At 60.4% G+C, this 3,271-nt stretch carries 4 protein-coding genes; 1 reads left to right on the top strand and 3 read right to left on the bottom strand.

Annotated features, from left to right (window positions below; translation table 11 throughout):
- Nucleotides 1-464, top strand: a 464-nt coding sequence (locus VMU57_RS19540; RefSeq protein ID WP_325386479.1) for a hypothetical protein, incomplete at its 5' end; no start/stop codon positions are given.
- Between the two features lie 161 nt (nt 465-625).
- Here VMU57_RS19540 and VMU57_RS19535 read toward each other — a convergent pair.
- The 3 genes from VMU57_RS19535 to VMU57_RS19525 form a co-directional block, all read right to left on the bottom strand.
- Nucleotides 626-1,471, bottom strand: coding sequence for a hypothetical protein (locus tag VMU57_RS19535; protein WP_325386477.1), 846 nt, complete (start codon nt 1,469-1,471; stop codon nt 626-628).
- 87 nt (nt 1,472-1,558) lie between these two features.
- The gene (locus VMU57_RS19530) at nt 1,559-2,209 is read right to left on the bottom strand and encodes a hypothetical protein (RefSeq protein ID WP_325386475.1); all 651 of its coding nucleotides are present in this window, start codon (nt 2,207-2,209) and stop codon (nt 1,559-1,561) included.
- A 4-nt stretch (nt 2,210-2,213) separates the two neighbouring features.
- Nucleotides 2,214-3,271 (bottom strand): hypothetical protein (locus tag VMU57_RS19525; RefSeq protein ID WP_325386473.1); only part of this gene is annotated, 1,058 nt, incomplete at its 5' end.

Here is a 3,271-nt window from a genome sequence, read left to right as displayed (position 1 = left end):
TTTTCGAAATTCATCCAGTTCGCGCGGTCGCAATTGATGGTCAGATGCAGGCGTTCGACGTGGATATCCCAGACCAGCCGTCAATCCATACTTGGACGTCACCGCATCCGTTGCAGATCCAAGACAACAGGATCCAGGTGCAGTACGATTCGGCGGGTGATACCCTGACGTTCATTGGCATGGACGGCCAGGACGAGAACTACGTTTCGGTGGCCGGACGCATCAGTGGTGCTGATCTGCAGCCGCACTCGAACGCGCCCGCGACGTTCAACTTCGCCAGCCCTGACGTCGGCAAGCCCCTGAAGGGGCTGTGCCTGAAGGGCACATCGGCGGCCAAACAACTTGCGGCATTGGGCGGCGATGCCGACGTGCAGATGATCGCCCTGCGCAATATCGACCTCGCGCAAGCACTGCAAAACGTCTATGCGATTAGCCTGCTGGCCATCGACATTCAGGCGCAGTAGGGTTGCCGTCCACTTGGGCATTACACCGCAACACCATCTTCCATATTCGTCCACACCTATATGGGCCCACGCTCAGTTCGTCGCGCGCCAAGGCGGGTAGATACAAGCTGCGGAAATCCGGCAACTGTGCAGCCCGGATGCGATAATACTTCTGAGCCAGTTCAGAATTTTCTCCGAACGCTTGTCTGGGATTCCATCCAGACTTCGATACCTGGGATGTTCGCGTTGATCCCGAACCCATTGACGCGTGCCTGGACGCGCTTCGGATCGAGTACGAGATACTCTCGCGGAACGGACTGGCATGTCGCGCACTTCAGGTCGTCCGCCCGCTCGTGGCCGCACTTCATGCGCCACTTCGGAACTTCCCGAAATCCGACACCACGAACCTTCGGCGCAGTTACCTGCGCGAGCGGGGCTACGAGAACGATTGGCACACACGGCGTGGGTTCCGGAATGGTCTCAACCTGCTCGACAGCATGGTCCAGAATCAAGGCGGCCGTTTCGTGGTCACCTTCAGCTTCGCGCGCGGCGGCTTCGGCAAGCGCCTCTTCTTCAAGCCGTCGTTTGGCAGCATTCGCCTCCAATTCTCGCCGTTTGCGATCTTCTTCCTCCAGCTTCAGTCGCACTGCTTCGGCCTCGCGCCGCAGTCGCTCCTCTTCGCGACGTCGAGCCTCTTCTTTCTCGCGCTGGTAGCGGGCAAGGCCTTGCTTGATTGAGCGCTCGCGCGCTTCGAGCGGGCCATCGAGCGTCGCCAGCAATTGTGTGTTCGCCTTGTGACCGCGATGCCAAAAATCAATATACGGTCGGATCGCGCTCTCAAGCCGCGACCGCAACTGGGCGATCGCCTTTACTTGCTCCCCCGCCGTCTGAAACTGCTCGTCGGTCGCGACCACAGTGAGCGTCTTCGTCTCCTCCAGCCGCGCTTGAACCAGGGCAGAAAGTTCCGATTTCTCCTCGTCCGGCAAATTGAGTTCGGGAGAACTAATCAAAGTGATGGCAGTATCCATGGCTTGACACCTCCTAAGCTGTTTTTGTGGTGGGTGGGGTCGGTGAGCGAAGAAACACTGCGCGTCAGAACCCAGCGGCCAGAACTTCTACGCGGCTTCGTCCAGGTCCGTGCGGGCACCGGTTTGAATGTCCACGTTTTGATTGATCTTCCACGCCGTCACTACCAGCGCGGCGCGGAAGATTTCGAGATCAGCAACGTCGCTATAGGCTGTGAACTTGTATGACCCGTCGCGCCTCAGCTGCAAAACGGCTCGGCTGTACTTGAAGGGAGGCACCACCGGCTTTGGCAGCAGCAGTTCGTACCCAGCCGTTTGGAGTGCAAATGCAGGGTAAAGACGCTCGATGCATTTCAAGTCGATGATCCACAGCTTCCCAGCCATCGCGCCCGTTCGGTCAATCGTGCCGCCGCAGAGCATGCCGTTGATTCGGCCGATCAGCCGGTGCTCAATGAGTTGCGGCTGAAAGCCTGACTCCCGGATGAACTTTTCGTAGCCCACCAGGTAACCCTGAATCTCAGGATCCACTGTCTCGAGGTCGAGGCAGCTTTCATCGAGATATTGGGTGGCTTTGTGAACGTATTCACCGATGATGCGCTTACGGTCGAGCACTTCGGGCGCGACCGTCGAGTAATCAGCGGAGAGTCCGGCCGAGTGGAGCACCTGGGTGACGCTCGGCACGGGCTTTCCCTGGACAAGGTAGAGGTGGCGTACAGCGTCGAAAGTGAAATCAATGCTCACTGCCTTAACCCTCCGCGAAACCAGACAGGACGTAGTACTGGCGATCCTTGTCCGTGACCACCGCAACGCGCGCCTCGGCCTCATGCCCCTGACGCCGGGCAATCTCCGGCATCAGTTCCGGGTTGTTGCAGTAGATCGTCCTCGCCGAGCCGTTTTGCCGCAGCTCGAAAACCACGTACTCGACGCCATTGCCGTTGCGGTGGATCGTATTGCCGGAAGCATCTGGCTCGGATGGCCCGACAAGACCTCGAAGTGTGGCGAGCTTGGGCCGAGAGCCGTTGGCGGCTGCGTTGGGACTGGTGTTGACGGTTGGCGCAGGCTGCGCCATGCCTCCACCGCTTCCATTCGCAGGGCTCGGTGCGTCCACGGCATTGCTGTGACTCTGGGCTGGCTCCGTCTTGCGCTGCGGTTCCCTGATTGGACCCTTGGGCGCACGCTTCATTCGATCGTTCGGCGCTGCAAAAGCGGGCTTGCGCCCCGGGTCACGAGCGGCAGGAACAGAGGTGGCTCCCGCGGTTGCGTTGCACGGATTCGATGATTCACTTGTATCGGAGCCGTTCTCCGGTGGGGGGTAAAACTCGGCGGTAATCTCCGCCGCCTGATCGTCTTCGTCCTCCACCACTTCAATCGCCCGGTCGCCCCAGCCAAGCCGCCGCCGCGTCTCTCGAAACAGCCGCGCATTCCCGGTCAGATTGGCGACCAGCTTCCGGATGTCCTCACCGTCCACTTCCAGGCTCAAGGCCCAGATGGTGGTCGTCTTCTTCCGCTGCTCCTTGCGGTCGAAGTACGCCGCCTCCTCCGGGCGCACCACCAGCTTCGCTGTAATGCCAGCCAAGCGACCGCCCGTGAAGGTCTGAATCTCTTCGAGGGCCGAGTAGATTTGGCGGATCGAACGGTAAGAACTGGTGTGGATGCGGCAGATGCTCCCCAGGCGGGGAAAATCCGCCAGCACGAACCGCAGATCGCCGCTCGGCTTGCAGAGGCCAGCGACAAGCTCCGGACACTGGCTACCGCAGGGAGTCCACGGTTCGCCACTCGGGTGCGCCGGCGTGCGGCGCGTGG

The organism is Edaphobacter sp., from assembly GCF_035532915.1.
In the GTDB taxonomy this organism is placed as follows: Bacteria; Acidobacteriota; Terriglobia; order Terriglobales; family Acidobacteriaceae; genus Edaphobacter.
The sequence above is the reverse complement of the archived record's forward strand: the minus strand, read 5'-3'. Positions and strand labels throughout refer to the sequence as shown.